14 protein-coding genes are annotated in these 15,240 nt (G+C 68.9%); 6 read left to right on the forward strand and 8 right to left on the reverse strand.

Annotation, left to right across the window (positions count from 1 at the left end; all coding sequences use genetic code 11):
- Positions 1 to 129 precede the first annotated feature (129 nt).
- A complete protein-coding gene (locus FB473_RS12200; RefSeq protein WP_167168075.1) occupies positions 130 to 960 on the reverse strand; it encodes a Bax inhibitor-1/YccA family membrane protein in 831 nt (276 codons plus the stop codon).
- A 137-nt stretch (positions 961 to 1,097) separates the two neighbouring features.
- Between FB473_RS12200 and FB473_RS12205 the strand changes: the two genes are divergently transcribed.
- Together FB473_RS12205 and FB473_RS12210 are read left to right on the forward strand one after the other, a co-directional pair.
- The gene (locus FB473_RS12205; RefSeq protein ID WP_167168078.1) at positions 1,098 to 2,561 is read left to right on the forward strand and encodes a DUF2252 domain-containing protein; all 1,464 of its coding nucleotides are present in this window, start codon (positions 1,098 to 1,100) and stop codon (positions 2,559 to 2,561) included.
- 280 nt (positions 2,562 to 2,841) lie between these two features.
- Entirely contained in the window at positions 2,842 to 3,870 is a 1,029-nt protein-coding gene (locus FB473_RS12210) for a lactonase family protein (protein ID WP_167168081.1), read from the forward strand.
- On the opposite strand, the gene FB473_RS12215 is transcribed toward FB473_RS12210, so the two are convergent.
- From FB473_RS12215 to FB473_RS12240, 6 genes are all read right to left on the reverse strand, one after another.
- The gene (locus tag FB473_RS12215; RefSeq protein ID WP_167168084.1) at positions 3,860 to 4,882 is read right to left on the reverse strand and encodes a CPBP family intramembrane glutamic endopeptidase; all 1,023 of its coding nucleotides are present in this window, start codon (positions 4,880 to 4,882) and stop codon (positions 3,860 to 3,862) included. The genes FB473_RS12210 and FB473_RS12215 overlap by 11 nt on opposite strands.
- A gap of 232 nt (positions 4,883 to 5,114) precedes the next feature.
- Positions 5,115 to 6,077, reverse strand: a complete 963-nt coding sequence (locus FB473_RS12220) for a hypothetical protein (RefSeq protein WP_167168087.1) — start codon at positions 6,075 to 6,077, stop codon at positions 5,115 to 5,117.
- A 215-nt stretch (positions 6,078 to 6,292) separates the two neighbouring features.
- The gene (locus tag FB473_RS12225) at positions 6,293 to 7,006 is read right to left on the reverse strand and encodes a glutamine amidotransferase (RefSeq protein WP_167168090.1); all 714 of its coding nucleotides are present in this window, start codon (positions 7,004 to 7,006) and stop codon (positions 6,293 to 6,295) included.
- Positions 7,007 to 7,358: 352 nt separating this feature from the next.
- Positions 7,359 to 8,375, reverse strand: coding sequence for a magnesium and cobalt transport protein CorA (locus FB473_RS12230; RefSeq protein WP_167168094.1), 1,017 nt, complete (start codon positions 8,373 to 8,375; stop codon positions 7,359 to 7,361).
- A 266-nt stretch (positions 8,376 to 8,641) separates the two neighbouring features.
- The gene (locus FB473_RS12235; protein ID WP_167168096.1) at positions 8,642 to 9,064 is read right to left on the reverse strand and encodes a Fur family transcriptional regulator; all 423 of its coding nucleotides are present in this window, start codon (positions 9,062 to 9,064) and stop codon (positions 8,642 to 8,644) included.
- A 71-nt stretch (positions 9,065 to 9,135) separates the two neighbouring features.
- Positions 9,136 to 9,855 (reverse strand): MarR family winged helix-turn-helix transcriptional regulator, encoded by a 720-nt coding sequence (locus FB473_RS12240; protein WP_167168099.1) that lies wholly within the window; start codon positions 9,853 to 9,855, stop codon positions 9,136 to 9,138.
- Positions 9,856 to 10,099: 244 nt separating this feature from the next.
- Here FB473_RS12240 and FB473_RS12245 point away from each other — a divergent pair, with 244 nt between their 5' ends.
- Both FB473_RS12245 and FB473_RS12250 read left to right on the forward strand, forming a co-directional pair.
- Positions 10,100 to 11,008 carry a 2-dehydropantoate 2-reductase gene (locus FB473_RS12245; protein WP_167168102.1) on the forward strand — a complete coding sequence of 303 codons (909 nt, stop codon included), beginning with the start codon at positions 10,100 to 10,102 and terminating at the stop codon, positions 11,006 to 11,008.
- On the forward strand, positions 11,005 to 12,186 hold the full coding sequence (locus FB473_RS12250; protein ID WP_167168105.1) for an aminotransferase class I/II-fold pyridoxal phosphate-dependent enzyme: 1,182 nt from the start codon (positions 11,005 to 11,007) through the stop codon (positions 12,184 to 12,186). The genes FB473_RS12245 and FB473_RS12250 overlap by 4 nt, the downstream gene beginning before the upstream one ends.
- Before the next feature lie 129 nt (positions 12,187 to 12,315).
- Here the strand turns inward: FB473_RS12250 and FB473_RS12255 are convergent, their stop codons facing one another.
- Positions 12,316 to 13,011 (reverse strand): DUF4352 domain-containing protein, encoded by a 696-nt coding sequence (locus FB473_RS12255; RefSeq protein ID WP_167168108.1) that lies wholly within the window; start codon positions 13,009 to 13,011, stop codon positions 12,316 to 12,318.
- A gap of 169 nt (positions 13,012 to 13,180) precedes the next feature.
- Between FB473_RS12255 and FB473_RS12260 the strand changes: the two genes are divergently transcribed.
- Both FB473_RS12260 and FB473_RS12265 read left to right on the forward strand, forming a co-directional pair.
- Complete coding sequence (locus FB473_RS12260) at positions 13,181 to 14,482, forward strand: sensor histidine kinase (protein WP_167168111.1); 1,302 nt, start codon at positions 13,181 to 13,183, stop codon at positions 14,480 to 14,482.
- Positions 14,483 to 14,546: 64 nt separating this feature from the next.
- Positions 14,547 to 15,230: a response regulator gene (locus FB473_RS12265; protein ID WP_341770115.1), complete on the forward strand. Its 684-nt coding sequence runs from the start codon at positions 14,547 to 14,549 to the stop codon at positions 15,228 to 15,230.
- Positions 15,231 to 15,240 lie beyond the last annotated feature (10 nt).

Consider the following 15,240-nt stretch of genomic DNA (forward strand, 5'->3'; position numbering starts at 1 on the left):
GAACATATTGGGGTTGATCGTGGGTCATACTCGACCCACGATCAACCCCAATATTTCTGTGCCCGGACACAACACCGGCCCGGGGGTGACTCCGGGCCGGGGCTGTCTTCGGGGTGAGTGCCGAGGTTTCTAGTTGCGGAAGAAGCTCAGGATCCGCAACAGCTGGGTGTACATCCACACCAGCGAGGTGATGAGGCCGAAGGCCCCGCGCCAGGACTCCTTCTCGGGAGCGCCCATGCGGACGCCGTTCTCGATCGCGTCGAAGTCCATCAGCAGGCTGGCGGCCGACAGGACGACGCCGATGCCTGCCATCAGCCAGGCGAACGGCCCGGCGCCGGCGCCGATCGCGAACGCACCGGTGTTCACTCCGAACAGCGTGAGAACGAGGCTGAGCAGAGCAAAGACCGCATAGGCGATGATCGACACGGTGACGATCTGGGCCAGGCGCCCACGCACACGTGCGTTGAGGTACTTGTAGGCGCCGAGCACGACGAACGCCGAGATGACCGTCCCCACCACGGCCTGGAGCACGATTCCGGGGTACATGTATTCGAAGAGCTTGCTGAACGCGCCCAGGACGAGGCCTTCGACACCGGCGTAGACGAAGACGCCTGCCACCGGGAGCTCACGTCGCAGGGCCACCATCCACACGGTGATCGCCGTCACGATGGAGCCGATGACCGCGACCGGCGCGAGCAACTGGGCGGGCAGCAGCAACCACACGAGCCCGGCGCCCGCGACGATGACGAGCATGAGCGTCGCGGTCTTCGTGATGACGTCGTCGATAGTCATGCGGCCGGTGACCTGCTGGGGCATGTTGGGCCCGCTCTGCGCGCCATAGGGGCCCTGGGCACCGTATCCGTAAGGCGCTTGGGCGTAGCCCTGGTTGGGCGCGTAGGTTGTCGTGTAGCCGGGGGTGAAAGCGTCCGCGCGGGAAAGGATCGGGTTGTTCGTACGCACCGACATCATCCTCCTGATCGGGGTTTGCAGCCCGCGTGGGGCCGATGCGGCAATTCTACGAGAGGGTGTTCACTGACCCAATGAGGGTTTTCCCGGAGCAGCGGCGACGAAACCGAGACCGTGGCATCATCAGCGCCATGGCGACGAATCCGTCCCCGGACGACGAGCCCTTCCAGACCGTTCGCCGACCGATCCCCTCACGCCGGGAACGACGGGAGTACGGCAAGTCGCTGCGCCGCACGGTCCCGCGTCTCTCGCTGGGTGACTGGCGGCCCGCGGACGACCGGCCCGATCCCGTCGACATGATCCGCGCCTCGCACGCCGACCGGATTCCCTACCTCGTCCCGGTGCGGTTGGAGCGCATGCTGGCGTCCCCGTACGGGTTTCTGCGCGGCTCGGCCAACGTCTGCGCGTTCGACTGCGCGTCCCTGCCGTCGACGGGCATCACGGCGATCATCTGCGGGGACGCACACCTGGGCAACTTCGGTTTCTACGGCTCGCCCGAGGGCGAGCTCGTCCTCGACCTGAACGACTTCGACGAGGCGCATCCCGGAGCCTGGGAATGGGACCTAAGGCGCCTGGTGGCGAGCGTATGGGTGGCCGGACGCCAGAACCGCCTGACCGAGCAGCAGTGTGGCGACGCCGCATACACATGCGTCCGCGCCTATCAGGACGAGTTGGCCCTGCTGTCGGAGACCCCGCTGCTGGCCCGTTCGTTCATGAAGGTCGACGTCAACCGCCTCAACGAGACCGTGAGCGAGCCCACGCTGCGCGACGAGGTCGAGCGTGCGGTCACCAAAGCGCGCCTGCGCACCTCCGATCGCGCGCTGCCGGAGCTGACGGACTGGAGCGGCGGCTCGTATCGCATCATCGAGGCTCCCCCGCTGGTCATGCGTGTGTCGCCGGAGCGCTTCGACCAGGTCGGCACCTGCCTGGACGCCTACCTGCACACCCTTCCGCTGCAGTGGCGCCGCGTCATCGGCAGCTACACGCTGCTCGACGTCGCCCACAAGGTGGTCGGGGTGGGATCTGTGGGGCTTCGGGCATTCATCGCGTTGCTCGGCGGGTCGAGCCCCGACGACGTGCTGTTCCTGCAACTCAAGGAGGCCCGCCGCTCGGTGCTGGCCCGCCACGTGCACGGCGACCGTGCCCGGCACGCCCACCAGGGCCAGCGGGTCGTCGAATACCAGCAGGCGCTGCAGACGGTCAGCGACCCGCTGCTCGGCTGGGCCGACCTTCCCGGACTGGAGACGCCGACCACGATGCGTCCCTTCCCGGGCCAGACGCGCAGCTACCACGTACCCGACGTGCAGGTGTACGTGCGGCAGTTCCGCAACATGAAGGGGGCCGTCGCTCTCGACGGCCTCGACTCGGGCGCGCTCGCCGACTACGCGGGGGTGCTCGGGCTGCTTCTGGCGAAGTCGCACGCGCGCACCTCGGGCGCCTCCCGCATCTCGGGCTATCTGGGACGATCGGACGCCGCCGCCACGGCCCTCGTCCGGTTCGCTCAGGCGTACGCCGACCAGACCGAGGCCGATCACGCGGCGCTGCGGGCCGCGGTCGCCGACGGGCGGCTGTCGCTCGACCCGGAGGGACGCTGAGTCTGTCGAAAGCCGGTCCCTACCCTTTCGACAAGCTCAAGGGACGTTCGCCACCAACAAGCTCAAAGGGCGTTCACTACCGACAAGATCAAGGAGCGTCTCGACAAACTCAAGGGGCGTCCACCACCGACAAGCTCAAGGGACATCTCGACAAACTCAAGGGACGTCCACCACCGACAAGCTCAAGGAGCCCCCTCAAGATCAAGCCCGTCGACCGGCCCGAGGGCAAGACCCGGCCGGATGGACGACACCACCGCTCGGCGACCCCTACTCTGGGGCCATGAGCACTCACCTTGTCCTGGTGGCGAACTCCCGGGACGGTTCCATCAGCACCTTCGAGTATGCGGGAGGCGACCTCACTCCCCTGGCAACCAGCGACGTCGGCCAGGCAGGGCTCCCGTTCGCGGTCGACGCCGACCGCGGCCTCGTCCACGCGGGCGTCAAGGATCCCAACGGCGTCGTGACCCTGAAGCTCGACCGCGCCAGCGGGCGCCTCGAACGGCTGGGTCGCATCGACGCCGAGGGGGCGCCCACCTATCTGGCGCTGTCACCCGACGGCCGCCTGCTGCTCAGTGCGTCCTACCACCAGGGTGTCGGAGAGGTCTGGCAGATCGGCGACGACGGCCTGCCCACCCCCGCGGGCGAACCCATCCATCGTCCCAACCTGCACAGCGTCGCCGTGAGCGCCGACGGTCAGTTCGCCTACTTCGTCACGCTGCGGGACGACGCGGTGCTGCAGTACCGGCTGGCGCCGACGGGCGAGCTCATCCCGCTCGATCCGCCGCAGGTGGACGCGCCCGCCGGTTCGGGACCGCGCCACATCATCCTCGACGCGGACGAGACCTCGGTGTACGTGAACACCGAGTACTCCGGCGAAGCGCTGCATTTCCGGCGCGACCCCGACTCGGGGCTGCTCTGGTTCGCAGGGGCGACTCCGTGCGTCCCGGCCGACCGTGGGCTCGGGCACAGCCGCTTCGGGGCCGATCCGCGCGAGGAACATCTGATCTGGGGCGCCGATCTGCACCTCGACGCCGCGGGACGCGTCCTGTTCTGCTCGGAACGCAACGAGGGCACCATCTCCGCGCTGCCCGTCGCCGAGGACGGGTCGCTGGGAACGGCCGTCGCGCACTCGGCCGTCGTCCCGCAGCCCCGGAGCTTCGCGGTGCTCCCGGACGGCGCGCTGCTGGTCGCCTCGGAGATCACCCCCGAGGTGGGGGTCTACGACGTGGACGCGAACGGGACGCTCGGCCTGCGGGTGACCCACCCGGTGGGCGAGGGTGCCAACTGGGTCGAGATTCTCACGCGATGATGTCGGGCGGCGGGGGCGGACGCAGCGGCACCACCGGCGCTGCCGGACTGCGTCCGCGTCCGTCGTAGGGACGAAGGCCCTTGACGACGAGGATCGCCGCCACCACCAGCACCCACACGGGCCAGCCGCCCCAGCCCATCACCGTTCCGCCGAGCATGTCGACGTCGAAATCCGCGTCCCCGAACATCACCAGGAACGACCCCACTGCCGCGTTGAAGGTCCCGTGGCCGAGCGCGGCGGGCCAGACCGACCCGCCGCGCTGGCTCACCCACGCGAGCAGGGCGCCGAGCCCGATGGTGGGCACGCACATCGCGAACGTCCCGAGCACGGGATCGCCCGGATAGTTGTAGCCCAGCAGGATCAGCGGCGCATGCCACAGACCCCAGATCACGCCCGAGACGAGCACCGCGGGCACCGGCCCGAGCAGGTCACGGAGTCGCGGGAACAAGTACCCGCGCCAGCCGATCTCCTCGCCGAGCGCCGGCAGCGTGTTGATCACGGAGGCCACGGCCACGTTGACGAGCTGTAGGGCCCACAGGACGCGCAGCGGCATGCCGAGGTCGTCCGGCGTCCGGCCGGTGGCCCCGAGTTGGGTGGTCAGCAGTTCGCGGAAGGCCGACATGCCGCCGATGTCGAAACGGAACGTCCCCAGCAGCGCGCTGGAGGCCAGTCCGAGCACCACGACCACCAGCACCGACGCCAAGGCGATGCCCAGCCACAGCGCTGTTCGTCCGGCATCGGGCGGGCGCAGCCCCAGGGTGCGGACGATCGGTCGCCGCTCGACGAACCGGACGACCACCAGAGACGCGACCGTCGGCGTCAGCATCATCGCGATGGAGATCGGGAAGAACAACGGGCTGCTGAGGCCGTCACCGAGCCACAGCGGAAGGCAGACGAGCCAGGCGAGCCCGTAGGCGATCACGCAGTACACGGCGACCGCGACCCGACTCGTCGGCGCAGGAACCGCCGCCGGGGAATCGGTGGGCGGTTCAGAACCTGTCGTCGTCGACATGGCTTCTCCGTTCCACGAACGTGTTCAGAGCGACGGCCGCCACTCGACAACCGCTTCAAAGCTCGATCATTCCGTTGTTCTGAGATCACTAGGGCGCACACAAACCGTAACCCAGGTTGATCCAGCGACCCGCCGCAGGATCGCGCGCCCCCGACCAATCGCAGGAGCCCACATCGTCCGACGGACGAGGGTCTGCGGCCGGAGTCCGGTCATCCGGCGACGGCGTGCGGCCTCAGAGGTCGCGCCAGGGATCGATACCGCGCTCGACCAGGCCGTTCAACGTCTCGGCAGCGGTGTCGGGGTTGGTCAGGGTGATGCAGAGGGGACGCGCACCGGCGCGTTCGATGCGGAGGGCCGGGCCGGGCGCGGTCGTGATTCCGTCACGACCGTCGGCGGCATGACGCAGCCCCCAGCCGCCGAAGTCGACCTGGGGATCGAGCGGGACGACATCTGCCCGCTCCACCTCGCACAGCGGGAGTTCGACCCAGGTGTCCTCGCCCCTGTGCACGACGACCCCCTCCGGGTTGATCTCCACCTCGAGGGGGCTTGCCAGGACGAGGGCGAGGACAACGAGCGTCAGCGTCGCGTTCACGACGAACAGCGGCCACACGCCATGGACGACCACGGGCACGCTGCCCCCCACCAGGGCGAGCACCGCGACAAGACCATTGGTGAGGACCCCACGGTGATAGCGCGTACGTCCCGCCCACGTGAGCGGAATGCGGCGCCTCGCAACCGCGTCGGTGGCCGTGTTCGATCCGGTGGACGGAAGCCCCGGTTCGAAGTCCGCGGGTCCCGGAAGACGCCGCATCACCCACGCCAGGATCAGACCGATGCCGACGCCCCCGACCATGCCGATCAGCAACGGCACACCCACGGAACCGGAGTGATCCACTTCCGACAGCCCGCGCTGCTGCCAGATCGAGCCGAACACCAGGCAGAAGAGAAAGAACGCGACGCCCGTCCCGATCGGCGTCGTCCGGCGGTTCTGGCTCGTGACGATGCCCATGGCGATCAAGAACGTGGGGATCAACGTGGTGATGAGTGTGCCGATGATCAGGGAAGTGCCGAGCGGGGAATACCCGTTCGCCTGGCCGACCTGTCCGCTCGCCATCGCCGAGAACTGATCGCGCATCCCCCACAGGACTATCGCCCCGCCGACGGAGATCACGAGTGTGCCCGCAATGGCGGCCATTCCGACCAGCGCACCCCACACATCATCTGCAGGAAAAGGAAAGCGCCGGGAACCCGTGCTGAAGACCAGAGAACTACTCAAGGCAGCCTCCGAAGGAGGCGGTCGCTCGGCCGCCCCCAGCTAGACCGCCGTTGGAGCGCCGTGCCACAGAGGACACAATACTCCAACAATCAAACACTTCCTTCCGGGGGACCGTTCCCCGGGACGCGCCGCGATCAGCTTCGCAACGTGCCTTCGCAGGAATCCAGCCAGCCACCGAGGATTCGAGCGCCTATATCTGCGAGCCGCGGGCCGAAAGCTGCGGCATCGACCCGAATGCGATTCGGGTCGACCCCCGCTCCGGCCAACTCGACGGCGTGCCCGACGAGCCACTGCTCGATGCGCGACCAGTCCGCCTCCAGATGGAACTGCAGGCCGAGCGCCGCGTCCCCGAGATTGAACGCCTGGTTGGGGAAACCGGGTGTCTCGGCGAGCCGGACCGCACCCTCGGGAATCCCGAATTGGTCACCATGCCAGTGCAGGACGGGCGTCTCGTCCAGCGGGGCGAGGACCGAGCTGCGCCCCGCTGGAGTCAGGGTGAGCGGCGAGTAGCCGATCTCCTTGCGGCCGGTCGGGGCCACCTCCGCACCCAGGGCGCGGGCCATCAGTTGTGCCCCGAGGCAGACCCCGAGAGTGGGACGCCCGGCGTCCAGGCGTTTCCCGATCGCCTCCAACTCGTCCACCAGGAAGGGATAGGCGTCCGTCTCGTAGACGCCGATGGGCCCACCGAGCACCACCACGACGTCGGCGCCCACCACAGCGTCCGCGACGATCGGGTCCACCCCCGCGTCCAGATACTCCACCGCGTAACCGCGTCCTTCGAGCAGCGGACCGAGGATGCCGAGGTCCTCGAAAGCGACGTGACGAACCGCCAGCGCAATACCTGTCATGAGCATCAACATCGCAGGGATGTTCCTCCGGGCGCAAGCTTCTTGCACGACGGAAGACGCCTCCGTCAAAGCCGTAACCTCCCCGCAACGCACGGCTCAGCCCGGTGCCTCCGCCCCTGCGTGACTCAGTTCCTTCAAACTGCCCCGCGCTCCATCGGCACCAGCCTGTGGCTAGGGAAAACTCAGCATGCGGCGGATGTTGCAGACAAAATGAAGGAACTGAGTCACGGATCGGCCAACGGACACCTCGGGCGCCGGGCCCGCCAGGCCGGCGCGGCACCCGCGAGGGCGATTTCCGCGCGATTCCGCCGCGCGACGCCGGGGCCGGGGTCGGCACCCACCCGGCAAGGGCTCACAACCAGCGCTTGCGCCTGAAGACGCCCCAGAGCACCGCACAGACGGCGACCATGAGCGCCAACGACAGGGGGTAGCCGGCAGACCATCCGAGTTCGGGCATGCGGGCGAAGTTCATCCCGTAGATCCCGCTGACGAGCGTGGGCGCGAACAGGATCGCGGCCCACGAGGAGATCTTCTTGACCTCCTCGTTCTGCGCGAGGTTGAGCTCGGTCATCCGGCGCATCTCGTCGTTCTGGCGCTGGGCCACCAGCGTCGCCTCGACGGTCAGCGCGTTCTCGAGGACGGAGCGGAAGACCCCCGTGCGGTCGGCGATCCGGAGCGCGTGGTCGAGCACATCGCGCAGGTAGCGCTGCAACTCGTCGTCGACCTCGTACTTCTCAGACCCACGCAGGAGCCCTTCCAGCATGCCGATCAACGGCTGGGTGGCCCGCTGGAAGCCGATCACCTCGCGCGCGAGTTCGTAGATGCGGCGGGAGACCGTCTCGGTGCCGTCGAACAGCTGGTCCTCGATCTCGTCGATGTCGTTCTCCAGCCCGGCGACCACCGGTCCGTACTGGTCGACCACCTCGTCGAGGATGGCGTAGAGCACCGCCTCCGGCCCCATGGCCAGCAGCTCCGGTGAAGCTTCGAGACGACGCCGGACGCCGGCCAGGTCGGGCGACTCGGCGTGGCGGATGGTGACGACGAAGTCTCTGCCGATGAAGACGTGGAGCTCGCCGAAGTCCACGCGTTCCGCGTCGTCCACGTACTGGGCCGGACGCAGGACGACGACCAGCGTCTCGCCGTAGCGTTCGAGCTTGGCCCGTTGATGCCCCTTGAGCGCGTCCTCGACGGCGAGCGGGTGAAGGGAGAACTCCTCGGCGATCGAGCGGACTTCCTCGTCGGTCGGCCGGTAGAGGCCGATCCAGGCCATGCCGCCGCGACCTCGCATGACCCGATAGGTCTCGGCCAGATCCGCCGGGTCGGCGGTGCGGAATCCCTGGACGTAAACGGCGTTGTCGATCAGGGCCATCATTGTTCACCTCGTCTGCTCGATCCGAATGGCGCCCCGTCACGGGGGCTCCGATGACCGCGCGCCTGGACAGCACGCGACGGACGCCACCGAACTTCTTCGCGGATTCAGCGCAGGTGGCAGCAGATCAGCGAGGACGACTCGGCGGCGCGACGACTGTGACTTCGCATCGCACCTCACCGCCTCTCACTGCCGAACAGGATGAAACAACCCCCCGCGAGGTTACGCGGGGGGTTGCAGATAGGTCAATGCGGGTTGATCGATTCTCAGCCGTGCACCTCGTCCTGCTTCGCTGAGGAGCAGGACGGGCACAGCCCGAAGATCTCCAGGACGTGATGAGTAACCGTGAAGCCGTGCTCGTGGGCGACAGCCTGATACCAGTCCTCATCGGGCGGCCCGACCTCGACGGCCTTGCCGCAGTTCTCGCACACCAGGTGGTGATGGTGAGCACCGGGCTTGCAGGCGCGGAACAACTGCCCGCTGGCGACCGAGATCGTGTCGGCCTGCCCGTTGGCGGCCAGGGTGTTCAGTTGCCGGTAGACGGTCGCCAGGCCGACCGGGGTGCCCTCTTCGCTCATGAGCTGGTGCAGCTGCTGGGCCGAGACGAACCCGGGCGCCGCCTGCAGGGCACGACGGATGGCCTCCTTCTGGGCCGTGGCTCGCGTCGGCCGGAGCGTGGTTGGGGGCATGCTGTGGTCTCCCTCCGGAGATGGTGTCAGAGAACGCCTCTCATCAAATATAACGTCACGCCACACAGACCTCAGCCGCGCTCGTGGTGGTGCCGCCCGTGCCGTCCGTGGGGCCCGCCGGGGAATCCCCCGCGCCCACGGGGACCGGTACCGGGCTCGTCGTCCGGGTCGAATCCCCCCTCGGCGCCCGGGCCGGCCTCGTCCTCAGGCTCATCTTCCGGCCAGCGCCCGCCGTACGGCCCGAACTCGCCGGGGAATCCGTGAGCCCCGCGCGGACCGTGATGCCCGCCCCTGGGGCCACGTCCGGGACGAGGCTCGGGACCGTATTCCGACAGTTCGTCGTCCAGGCTCTCGATCAACCGGGCCAGGAACCCGTTGAGCATCCGGAGTTCGTCCGCGGTCAGCGCGTCCAGGAACCCCGCCTCGGGATCGTCCGGAACCGCCAGTTCCTCGGCGGCTGCACGGCCGGCCTCGGTCAGCCTCACCAGGAGCACCCGGCGATCCTGCTCCGAGGGCTCGCGTGTGACCAGCCCGTCGGTCTCCAGCTTGCCGAGCAGTTCGGCGAGCCCCTGCTTGGACATGTCCAGCAGGTACATCAGCTCCCGCTGACTGGTCTGGGGCTTCAGCGCCAGCGCCGACAGCACGCGTCCCTGCCCGCGGCGCGGGTTTCCCCGCCGGCCCGCGAATCTGCCACGCCTGGCCTGTTGACGATGGAGCAGCCGCTGCAGCCTGGCGAGCCGGCCCAGCACTTCTTCTTCGATATCACTCATGTCTGGTTCGATGTCACTCATGTTCTGATCCTTTCGGTTCAACTCGGGCCTCCTGCCCGAATCGGTCAAGTACTAGACTTATTGTGCGTCGGGAGTTCCAGAAAGTCAAGTACTGGACGAAATCGGATCCCTGGCCGTCCCCCTACCGGCCGTCACGCCCGCGTCCGCCCGCCGCCGACACCGGTGAACACCGCGGAACGAGCGGCGGGCACGCGGCCTGCCGCGAGTAGACTCACCGTGCACGGCGGATGGAGGCGATCTCGGCATGGGTGTGACGACGGACGAGCGGCCGGTGGCTGTCATCGGCGCGGGAGCGATCGGCCTGTCGCTGGCCTCCGCGATGGCCCGGGCCGGACGGTCCGTTCTCGTCTGCGGACGGACGCCCATCGACCGGATCGAGATCACCGAGGAGAGGACCACCGAGTCGTGGCCGGTCCGCCATACGACGACCCCCACAGACCTGGTCGGCGTCGACACCGCGATCCTGGCCGTCAAGGCCCACCAGACCGCCGATGTCGCGGACTGGTTGCACGTACTGGCCAGACCTGGGGTGACCGTGCTCCTCGCACAGAACGGCATCGAACAGCGTGAGCGTGTCACGCCGTTCACCGGGGACGCTCACACCGTCCCCGCCGTCCTCTACCTGAACGTCGAGCGCACCGCCCCGGGCCGGGCGATCCTCCGCAGGGTCGGCGACCACGACCTCGCACTCCCGGACGACGATGCCGCCCGCTCGCTGGCGTCCGACCTCGTGACAGGGCACATGCGGGTGGCGTTCGAGCACGACTTCGACGTCGCGGCCTGGACGAAACTGCTCGCCAACATCACCGCGAACCCGCTCACCGCACTGACCGGACGGCGGGTCGAGGTGCTGCGCGAGCCCTCCATCGCGCGTCTGGCCAGGCAGATCATGGACGAGGCCGCTGCGGCAGCACGCGCCGACGGTGTCGCTCTCACCGCCGACCAGGTCGACGAGACCCTGGGGTGGCTGCAGGACGCACCCCCCGGCGCCACGACGTCCATGCTGCAGGACCGGCTCGCCGGGCGTCCGCTGGAGTACGACGCGCTGACCGGGGCCGTCGTCCGCGCGGCCGAACGCCACGGTGTCGAAGTGCCGGTGAACCGGTTGGTTCTCGCTCTGCTGGCCGCCATCGGGCCGGAGAGCCACGAATGAAGCTCTCACAACGTGCGGCGCTGAGCGAGCCGTTCTACGCGATGGCGTTCGGCAAACAGGCCGCCGCCCTGGAGGCCGACGGGCACAGCGTGATCAAGCTCAACGTCGGCGAGCCCGACTTCGGTGCTCCCCCGGCCACCCGCGCGGCGATGCGCGAGGTCATGGACGGGCGCCCGCTGCCCTACACGCTCGCGTTCGGCCTGCCCGAGCTGAGAGACGCGATCGCGGGCTTCTACCAGGACCGGCACGGCGTCACGATCGACCCGGCCCGCATCGCGGTCACCTCGGGAGCCTCCGGCTCGCTGCTGCTGGCCACCGCGGCCACGATCGACCCGGGTGACGAGGTGATCATCGCCGACCCCTCCTACCCCTGCAATCGCGAACTCGTGAAAACCTTCGGGGGACGACTGGTCATGGTCGAGACGAGCCCCGAGACCCGGTTTCAGCTGGACGCGTCCTTAGTGGAGCGGGCGTGGACCGACCGGACCGCGGCGGTGATGATCGCGAGCCCCTCCAACCCGACGGGCACGACGATCCCCTTCGACGACCTCGACGCCATCTGCGGCCTGGCACGCGACCGCGACGCCTGGCGCATCGTCGACGAGATCTACCTGGGCCTGGCCGACCGTGGCCCCGGCGGATCGGCTCCGCGCAGCGTCCTGACCTGCGACCCCGACGCGATCGTCATCGACAGCTTCTCCAAGTACTTCGGCATGACAGGCTGGCGGCTCGGCTGGTGCGTCCTGCCCACCGAACTCGTCGGTGCGGCCGAGCGCCTGGCGATGAACTTTTTCCTGTGTGCGTCCTCGCCCGCGCAGATGGCGGCGCTCGCCTGCTTCACCCCGGAGTCGCTGGCCGTGTGCGAGGAACGCCGGAACGACCTCGTGGAGCGCCGCATAATCGTGCTCGACGGTCTGGCGGAGCTCGGCCTGCCCGTGCCGGTGCCCCCCGACGGCGCGTTCTACGTGTACTGCGACGTCTCGGGCACGGGACTGGACGCATGGGAGTTCTGCCAGCGCGCCCTGGACGAGGCCCACGTGGCCCTGACCCCGGGGAAGGACTTCGGCCCCGCCACCGCCGACAGGTTCGTCCGGCTCTCGTACGCCGCGTCCCGGGAGGAACTCCGGGAGGCCTTCGCCCGGCTGGAACCCTTCGTCGCCGGTCTGCGCCGGGGCTGACCCACACGCTCGCCGACCGCACGGCTCGGCCCCCGCACAACCGTTCGGGAAACGCGCGGACGGCACGCGCGACGGGAGTGCGCGTGCCGTCCTCCGTTCCGCCGCCCCCTCGTCGGCGGAGGCTCATGCTCACCCGAGGGTGAACTCCGCGGTGTTCATGCCCCAGAACCCCTCGGACACCTCCACGACGGTGGGCTGCGCGTCCACCGGGATGTCGAAGACGAACTTCGCGTCGAGGGAGTTGCCCGGGTTAATGTCCTTCGCCAGCGGGCTGTCGTCGAGGTAGGCCCATGCCTCGTCGGACGCGCTGTACTCGGTTCCATCGGGGCTGCGCAGCGCCACCATGTCGCCGATGACGGTGATCGCGTCCTGCCCGATGTTCTTGACCGTGAGCGTGACGATCACGAACTGGCCCTGGGGAGTGGTGTTGAAGTACTCGTTGCCCAGGCTCGTGACACCGGGGGTGTAGTCGAGCAGCGTGTACTGCACCTCGCCCACCGTGAGCGTGCCCCCGATGCCGACGGCCGGGGCCTCGGTGACCGGCTCCGCGGTGGTCGGATCAGCCACGGGGGCCTCGGTGACGACGCCGTCGACCGCCTGGGTCGTCGTCCCGGCCGGCTGGGTCGTCGCCGCGTCGTCCCCACCACCACCCAACTGGGAGATGAAGGAGATCAGGACGATGACGCCGATCACCCAGACCCACCACCGCTTGTACCAGGGCTTCTTCGGCTTGGTGGTGGGCTGCTGGGGGACGTACGGGTAGGTGGGTGCGTACTGCTGGCCCTGCGGGACGCCGGGCTGCTGAGGGTAAGGGGGCTGGCTCATGGTCGGGGACTCCTGTCTGTCGGTTCGCGAGTCCATGAGACCGCCGGATGCCCTCCGGCCACATCGCCCGATCCGCGTCGCGGGGGTCATCCTTTCGGCCGATCGTTCGATGGGGCTCGTCGATGATCGGGCGATTACCTTGTCAGTGCTCGTCCCTACGCTCGAAGACATGCCGGCCATTCATCCGTCCCCCACAGTGAGACGCATCGCAAGCGTCGTCTGGCTCGTCGTAGGGGCGCTCCTGGGCGCCGCGGCGTGCCTCGTCTCCGGGGTGGCCGCGATCTCCGCGGAGGACGTCTACATGGTTTCGGGTGATCCACAGGGCGAGCTCACCGACGTGGGGGTGCTGGCGATGCTGGCGGTGCTCGCGTCGCTTCCCGCCCTGCTCATGCGGCGGCGCGAACCGTGGATCGCGGTCGCGGGAGGCGCCCTGCTCACGTCCGTGCTGCGGCTGGACAGCCTGCTGCTCCTGCTCGGCGCAGGCGCCGTGGTGGTCCATCGCGATCGTGCGGAAGCACAGGTCGCCAGCGTGATCGCCGGCCTCATCACGATCTGGGCGGGCGTCCGCGACGGATTCCGGCCATGGCTGCAGACGGCCTGGGCGGTGTACATCGATCCCGACCCGCTGGAATACGGCGAGGCCGACCAGATGCTCCAGTTGGGCATCAGCGTCGGGATCGCGGTGCTCACCGGAGCGGTCGTGCTCGGCGCCGCGTGGTTCGTCCGCTTCCGCGGCGATCTGTCGGCAACGCGGGAAGCCAGGGCCGCAGCCGAACACCGCGGGGATCGCCTCGAGGAGACCGTCTCGCGCCAGGACGAGCGCGAGCGCCTGGCCAGGGAGGTGCACGATGCACTGGCCCACCGGCTGTCACTCATCTCGTTGCATTCCGGGGCGCTGGAGGACGCCGCCGCCAGCAGCGACCCGGCCGTCTCACAGGCCGCCCATGTACTCCGCGACAACGCCCATCGCTCGCTCGAAGATCTTCGAGACCTCGTCTCGGCGTTGCGCGAGCCGACGGAGGGCACTCATCCGGCCGTCCCCGAGGCCCCGGACCACGAGCCGTCGATCGGCTTCGGTGCACTACCCGACCTGATCGACTCCGCCCGCGCCGCCGGCGTCCCCGTCGACGTCACCGTGCTGGTGCAGGACGCCGGATCTGCCAGCGACCTGCTCGATCGTGGCGTCTACCGGATCGCTCAGGAGGCACTGACCAACGCGGTCAAGCATGCCCCGGGCTGCCCGGTCAGGTTCGATCTCCGCGCCTCTCCGGCCACGGGTGTTCACCTCGTGGTCGCGAACCTGCTCAACGGCGTCGACAGCGGGCTCCCCGGGGCGATGGCCGGCATCATCGGCATGCAGGAACGGGCGAGCAGGCTGGGCGGGGTCGTACGGGCCGCCCCCGACGGCCGTGGCGGCTTCGTCGTCGACGCCCGGATCCCGTGGTCGAGCCGCAGCACACCCCGGCGCTGAGGTTCACCGGCGCGGCGACCACATGCGAGCAAACCTGTCGGACGTGCGATCTACAGTGCTGTTCGTGAGCACACGCACCACTGTCCCCGCTCGCCCCATCCGCGTCCTGGTCGTCGACGACGACGCCATGGTCCGCACGGGACTCCGCGCCATCCTCGGTCACGACCCGGGGCTCGTGGTGGTCGGAGAGGCATCCGACGGGGACGAGGTGCTGAGGGCTGTCCAGGTGCACCACCCGGACGCGGTTCTCATGGACATCCGGATGGAGCGCATGCACGGCATCCAGGCCATCGCCCGGCTGCAACGGGAGGTCAATCCCCCGAAGGTCATCGCACTGACGTCCTTCGACCTGGGCCGCTACGTCTACGAGGCCCTGGACGCCGGAGCCAGCGGGTTCCTGCTGAAGGACACCTCACCCGAGGACCTGCGATCGGCCATCCGTGTCGTCATCCAGGGCAACGCCATCCTCTCCCCTCGCAGCACCCGCCACGTCATCGAGCAGTTCGCCCGGTCGTCCGATCACGAGCGCATCGCCGAGGCCGCGCGCAGCCTCGCGTCGCTGAGCGGCCGTGAGCGCGAGATCGCCGAACTGGTGCACGACAACTTCTCCAACGCGCAGATCAGCCGGCGGCTGGGCTGCAGCGAGGCCACGGTGAAGACCCACCTCAGTCACATCATGGCGAAGCTGGACGCCACCACCCGGGTGCAGGTCGCCGTCCTGGTCGAGCGGGCCTCGGGGGCCCACTGACCGAGGCCGG

The organism is Brooklawnia cerclae, from assembly GCF_011758645.1.
Classification (GTDB): domain Bacteria; phylum Actinomycetota; class Actinomycetes; order Propionibacteriales; family Propionibacteriaceae; genus Brooklawnia; species Brooklawnia cerclae.

What these genes read in the sequence shown, in the direction of transcription:
- FB473_RS12230 (WP_167168094.1), bottom strand. Translation starts at nt 8,375, where the DNA reads ATGGCCCTGATCGACAACGCCGTTTACGTCCAGGGATTCCGCACCGCC.
- FB473_RS12210 (WP_167168081.1), top strand. Translation starts at nt 2,842, where the DNA reads ATGAGCACTCACCTTGTCCTGGTGGCGAACTCCCGGGACGGTTCCATC.
- FB473_RS12250 (WP_167168105.1), top strand. Translation starts at nt 11,005, where the DNA reads ATGAAGCTCTCACAACGTGCGGCGCTGAGCGAGCCGTTCTACGCGATG.
- FB473_RS12260 (WP_167168111.1), top strand. Translation starts at nt 13,181, where the DNA reads ATGCCGGCCATTCATCCGTCCCCCACAGTGAGACGCATCGCAAGCGTC.
- FB473_RS12220 (WP_167168087.1), bottom strand. Translation starts at nt 6,077, where the DNA reads ATGGCCGCCATTGCGGGCACACTCGTGATCTCCGTCGGCGGGGCGATA.
- FB473_RS12225 (WP_167168090.1), bottom strand. Translation starts at nt 7,006, where the DNA reads ATGACAGGTATTGCGCTGGCGGTTCGTCACGTCGCTTTCGAGGACCTC.
- FB473_RS12255 (WP_167168108.1), bottom strand. Translation starts at nt 13,011, where the DNA reads ATGAGCCAGCCCCCTTACCCTCAGCAGCCCGGCGTCCCGCAGGGCCAG.
- FB473_RS12205 (WP_167168078.1), top strand. Translation starts at nt 1,098, where the DNA reads ATGGCGACGAATCCGTCCCCGGACGACGAGCCCTTCCAGACCGTTCGC.
- FB473_RS12235 (WP_167168096.1), bottom strand. Translation starts at nt 9,064, where the DNA reads ATGCCCCCAACCACGCTCCGGCCGACGCGAGCCACGGCCCAGAAGGAG.
- FB473_RS12240 (WP_167168099.1), bottom strand. Translation starts at nt 9,855, where the DNA reads ATGAGTGACATCGAACCAGACATGAGTGATATCGAAGAAGAAGTGCTG.
- FB473_RS12215 (WP_167168084.1), bottom strand. Translation starts at nt 4,882, where the DNA reads ATGTCGACGACGACAGGTTCTGAACCGCCCACCGATTCCCCGGCGGCG.
- FB473_RS12245 (WP_167168102.1), top strand. Translation starts at nt 10,100, where the DNA reads ATGGGTGTGACGACGGACGAGCGGCCGGTGGCTGTCATCGGCGCGGGA.